4 protein-coding genes are annotated in these 5,045 nt (G+C 31.7%); 1 reads left to right on the forward strand and 3 read right to left on the reverse strand.

The features are described 5' to 3' along the window. Positions 1 to 79: 79 nt before the first annotated feature. Both COL3_RS27005 and hydF read right to left on the reverse strand, forming a co-directional pair. Positions 80 to 1,183, reverse strand: coding sequence for an MBL fold metallo-hydrolase (locus tag COL3_RS27005; protein WP_008418591.1), 1,104 nt, complete (start codon positions 1,181 to 1,183; stop codon positions 80 to 82). Positions 1,184 to 1,351: 168 nt separating this feature from the next. Beyond that, positions 1,352 to 2,593, reverse strand: coding sequence for a [FeFe] hydrogenase H-cluster maturation GTPase HydF (gene hydF / locus COL3_RS27010; RefSeq protein ID WP_008418592.1), 1,242 nt, complete (start codon positions 2,591 to 2,593; stop codon positions 1,352 to 1,354). Between the two features lie 293 nt (positions 2,594 to 2,886). Here hydF and COL3_RS27015 point away from each other — a divergent pair, with 293 nt between their 5' ends. After that, a complete protein-coding gene (locus tag COL3_RS27015; RefSeq protein WP_008418594.1) occupies positions 2,887 to 4,284 on the forward strand; it encodes an aspartate ammonia-lyase in 1,398 nt (465 codons plus the stop codon). A 644-nt stretch (positions 4,285 to 4,928) separates the two neighbouring features. Here COL3_RS27015 and COL3_RS27025 read toward each other — a convergent pair. Then, a partial coding sequence (locus tag COL3_RS27025; protein ID WP_143327587.1) for an alpha/beta-type small acid-soluble spore protein occupies positions 4,929 to 5,045 on the reverse strand: 117 nt, incomplete at its 5' end.

Below are 5,045 nucleotides of genomic sequence, written 5' to 3' on the forward strand. Positions count from 1 at the left end.
CTACTCTCTTCCCCCTATAATTTGGCGATTACTGGTTAAGCTTTACGCGCATGGTTATGTATCTATAGTGTATTACACACTAAAAATTCCACCATGCATTAAAAGGAAAATTTAGCTCTGAATCTAGTGATACAGTTTTGCCAATTTGGGGAACTATTAAATTAACTTCTGATTTTTTTGCCTTTTTTATTGCTCTCTCTATTGGTTCTTTCCAACCATGAAAGGCTAATGTAAATGCTCCCCAATGCATTAACATCATATTCTTTCCCTTTACGTCTAAATGAGCCTGAACAGCTTCTTCTGGTTTCATATGTACCCAAGGCCAGCGCCTGTCATATTGACTGCCTTCAATCAAAGTTATATCAAAAGGTCCATATTTATCTCCTATATTCTTAAAATGTTTCTCATAACCGCCATCTCCGCTGATATAGACACGAGTATTTTTTCCAAGGACAGCTAAGCCGCCCCATAAGGTTGTATTTCTATTAAGGATCCCTCTCCCTGAAAAGTGTTTAGATGGTGTTAATGCAACAGTTAAGCCTTTAAATTCTGCTTCATCCCACCAATTGAGTTCTGTAATTTTATCTTTTGAAACGCCCCATCGAATAAAATGGGGACTAACTCCTAATGGAACAAAAAAATGCGATACCTTGCTTTCCAATTTTACTATTGATTTATAATCTAAGTGATCATAGTGGTCGTGTGTAATAAGAACTGCATCAATAGGAATCATTTCTTCGATAATATTTAACATATCATGAGTGTATTTGTATCTTCTGCTTCCTATAAAAGAAACTGGTGACGCAATTTTGGTAAGCATAGGGTCTATAAGTATTTTTTTATTATCAATACTAAGTAAAAACGCTGAGTGGCCAAACCAAGTCAAACTATCCTTTTCAGTTTTAATTTTCTCCCAATCAACCACAGAAACAGGAATTTTTCCATTTGGATTCCTATCTTTAATATGTATAATAGAATCCTTAAGCATTGACAGAAAATTGGGCAAATTCATATTTAAACTTGTTTGAGTCTCATTCACAAATCTCTCATTAACATAATTATCATAATGGTTATAAAATTCTTTTTGTTCTTTACTTGGACTTCCACCAAAAACTGGATTTAAATTTATAAACAATACAATCCCAACAAATAATAAAACCAGAAAACTAAATAAATATATCATAACTTCTCCTTATTCCTCCCGTATTGCCCTTTTTCATAATGTTTCTTTGAGTAATTGATATTTACTAGTTGTTATTATTTGCTTATTTTACTAAACAATACATTATCAAATAGTAATCAATTTAAAAATATATTTATAAAAATTCTAGTTTACTAAAGGCTCTTCTAATTATTCATTAAAGTCCTCATCGTATATTGCTTTTGCCAGTGGAAATGGCTCAAGAGCTCTTTCCAAAATACCTTGAACATATCCTATTAACACACCATAGTTAACAATTGGAATTTCGTGTTTAACAGCATTATCAATTCTTGAAAGCATTGCTGCTCTATTTAACATACAGCCTCCACAATGGATTATAAGCTTGAATTTTTTCACATCTTCAGTGAAGGAATTTCCAGAGGAATATTCAAAATTTATCTGCTTTCCAGTCATTTGACGTACCCATCTTGGAATCTTTACTGTTCCGATATCATCACATTGTCTATGATGAGTACATCCTTCTGAAATTAATACGCTGTCCCCATCTTCAAGACTTTCAATTGCTTTAGCTCCTTTTACAAGTTCAATAAGATCGCCCTTATATCTAGCTTGTAATATTGAAAATGATGTAAGCATTATATCTTTAGGTGTATCTGCAGAAGCCTTTAAAAATACTTGTGAATCAGTTATAACAAGTCTTGGTTTTTTCTTTAAGTTTTCAAGAGTTTCTCTTAATTCATGTTCCTTTGTTACAATAGCTATAGCATCACTTTCAATAATATCCCTTATGGTTTGCTGCTGCGGAAGAATTAATCTTCCTTTAGGAGCTGCTTTATCAATAGGTGTTACTAGAACAACGATATCTCCAGGACTTATAAGATCTCCAACTAGTTTAAATTTATCTTCATTATCTGGTATTACATTTATAATTTTTTGCTTAAGATCATCTATACCATTTTTATTTAAAGCTGAAACAGAAACAACAGTAGCACCAACTTCTTTCTCTATGCTGTCTAGTTCTTCTTTTGTTAAACTTTTTTCATCTGCTTTATTAAAAATACAAACAGTCGGTATTTTCTTTTCTTTTATTTCCTTTATTATAGCCAAATCATTTTCAGTTAAACCAACAGTGCTGTCTACCACTACTAAGGCAACATCTGTCTTTGATAGTACCTCAAGGGTTTTCTTCTTTCTTGATTCTCCTAATTCACTTTCATCATCAAGACCTGCAGTATCAATAATCATACATGGTCCTATAGGCAGGATTTCAATTGCTTTATAAACCGGGTCAGTAGTTGTCCCTTTAACATCTGATACAATGGAAATCTCTTGATTTGTAAGTGCATTTATAATACTGGATTTTCCTGCGTTTGTCATTCCAAACAGAGCAATATGTACTCTTTCCCCTGATGGTGTTGTATTTAAACTCATATATTATTACTCCTTTTGAATTAATTTTAATCTTTAGGTATTCTTTTAAATACTTTCTTCTATTATAATATAAAATATTAATATGCATATTGCAAAAGTAATTCTTATTTAATTTTTATTTTTTAATAATTATTGAATGGAATATATATTAAGAAGTTAAAGTGAAAGTTTTAAATGCACAACATGAATTTACAGTATAGTATAAAAAGTAATTTCAAGAAAAGTCCCAGACTGTTCCTCCTTAACTGTAAACTGTGCACTGTAAACTGTAAACTGATTAAAGGAGTGTTGACATGAATTATAGATTAGAACAAGATTTACTAGGTGAAAAGAATATAGATAATTCTACATACGGCGGAATAAATACAGCAAGAGCTTTAGAAAACTTTAATTTAGGCGGAAAGACTGTAAACTTAAATCTTGTAAAAGAGATTGCTCTTATAAAAAAAGCTGCTGCTATGACAAATAAAAAATTAAAATTGCTTCCTCCTGAAAAAGCTGATGCAATAATAAAAGCAAGCGAGGAAATTATAGAAGGAAAATTTGACGATGAATTTAAAGTTAGTGCTTTCCAAGGTGGCGCTGGTACTTCTACAAATATGAATGTTAATGAAGTTATTGCTAACAGAGCAATTGAATTATTAGCCGGCACTAAAGGGGATTATGATTTAGTACACCCCCTTAATCATGTCAATATGTCACAATCAACTAATGACGTTTATCCTTCTGCTCTTAGAATTGCGGCAATAAAATTAATTAGGAAATTAAGTAATTCCTTATCAAGCTTGCAGGAAGCTCTTCAAATTAAAGAAAATGAATTTTCAGATATTATAAAGCTTGGGCGTACTCAATTAATGGATGCCCTGCCAATGACAGCAGGTCAAGGTTTTGGAGCATACGCAAAGGCAATAGAACGAGATAGATGGAGAATATACAAGGTTGAAGAAAGATTAAGACAAATTAATCTAGGAGGTACTGCAATAGGGACAGGGCTAAATGCAACAAATAAATATGTATTTATGATGACAGACACTATTCAAACTCTTACCGGCCTAGGTATTGCAAGGTCTGACTATCCTATGGATATTACGCAAAACTGCGATATATTTGTAGAAACCTCTGGTTTATTAAAATCCTGCAGCGTGAATCTTCTTAAGATCTCAAATGATTTGAGACTTTTAAATTCTGGTCCTCGAGGAGGAATAGGAGAAGTAATGCTTCCTAATATGCAGGCTGGTTCAACAATTATGCCTGGAAAAGTAAACCCTGTTATTCCGGAAATGGTTGCACAAGTCAGCCTAAGAGTAATTTCTAATGATAGCGCCATAACTATGGCAAGTTCCATGGGGCAATTAGAACTAAATGCATTTACTCCACTTATAGCAGAATGCTTACTAGAATCTTTAGAACTTCTTGATAAAAGCGTTATTATTTTTAAAGAAAAATGCATAGATGGCTTACAAATGGATAAGGATAGGTGTTTAGAAAACATAGAAAACTCTTTAGTTTCAGCTACATCTTTAGTTCACCACGTAGGTTATGATAAAGCCAGCTTAATATCAAAAAAAGCCTTAGCTACTGGAAAAACTATAAGAGAAATTTTACTTGAAGAACAAATATTACCTGCTGATGTTATAGATAAGATATTATCACCAGCTGAGTTAATAAGAACCCATATACCTGGAAAATAAAATACCTTAAAATAATAGACTAACAACTGGTCTATTATTTTTTACAGAAATCATAATAATTAACGGGTGAATATTATTCACTCGTTAAAACGCTTTACATGAAAAATCCATTTATATTATTCCGTTTTTATGTAGAGAATACCAAATATTAATTACTAATGCGATACATGTGACTACTATAATTCCAACTGCTATAGGCAATGTTATTTTCAGAGAACGCTTACCAATTATGTAAAATATAATCGCATCATTTAATGTAACGACTAATACACTTCTAATAATAAGTTCTTTTAAAATATTCATAGTATTAACTCTAACTCCTTTATATAAAATATCATACTAATAATGTACTATATTATACTCTACTCTAATTATATCACCAATAAAATTCTCTCGGTTGAATATCTGAAATTAAAGACTAAGCATTTGCCATAATGCTACCTCCGAGTCTTTTATATGGCTCAATCATACACATCTACATATTTCTATCAAATTTTAATATTTATTCAAAATATAACCTAATAAAAAACCAACAGAACAAATATAACAATACTGTATAAATGTTCTGCTAGCTTTTTAACCGTAAGGGGATAGGGGTTTTAACACTTCGGAAAAAATGGTTTACTATGCTTTCAGCTTAATGCTTATCTTAAGCCTTCTTCATAGCTTTCTATCATATGTTTTACCATGAAACCGCCAACGCTGCCGTTTTGTCTTGAAGAAAGGTTTCCTTTATCTTGACTTTCATAGTCTTGTAATCC

It is taken from the genome of Clostridium sp. LS (assembly GCF_002760435.1).
GTDB lineage: Bacteria > Bacillota > Clostridia > Clostridiales > Clostridiaceae > Clostridium.

Excerpts from the sequence above, each read along its gene's own strand:
- COL3_RS27015 (WP_008418594.1), top strand. The coding sequence starts at position 2,887 with ATGAATTATAGATTAGAACAAGATTTACTAGGTGAAAAGAATATAGAT.
- hydF (WP_008418592.1), bottom strand. The coding sequence starts at position 2,593 with ATGAGTTTAAATACAACACCATCAGGGGAAAGAGTACATATTGCTCTG.
- COL3_RS27005 (WP_008418591.1), bottom strand. The coding sequence starts at position 1,183 with ATGATATATTTATTTAGTTTTCTGGTTTTATTATTTGTTGGGATTGTA.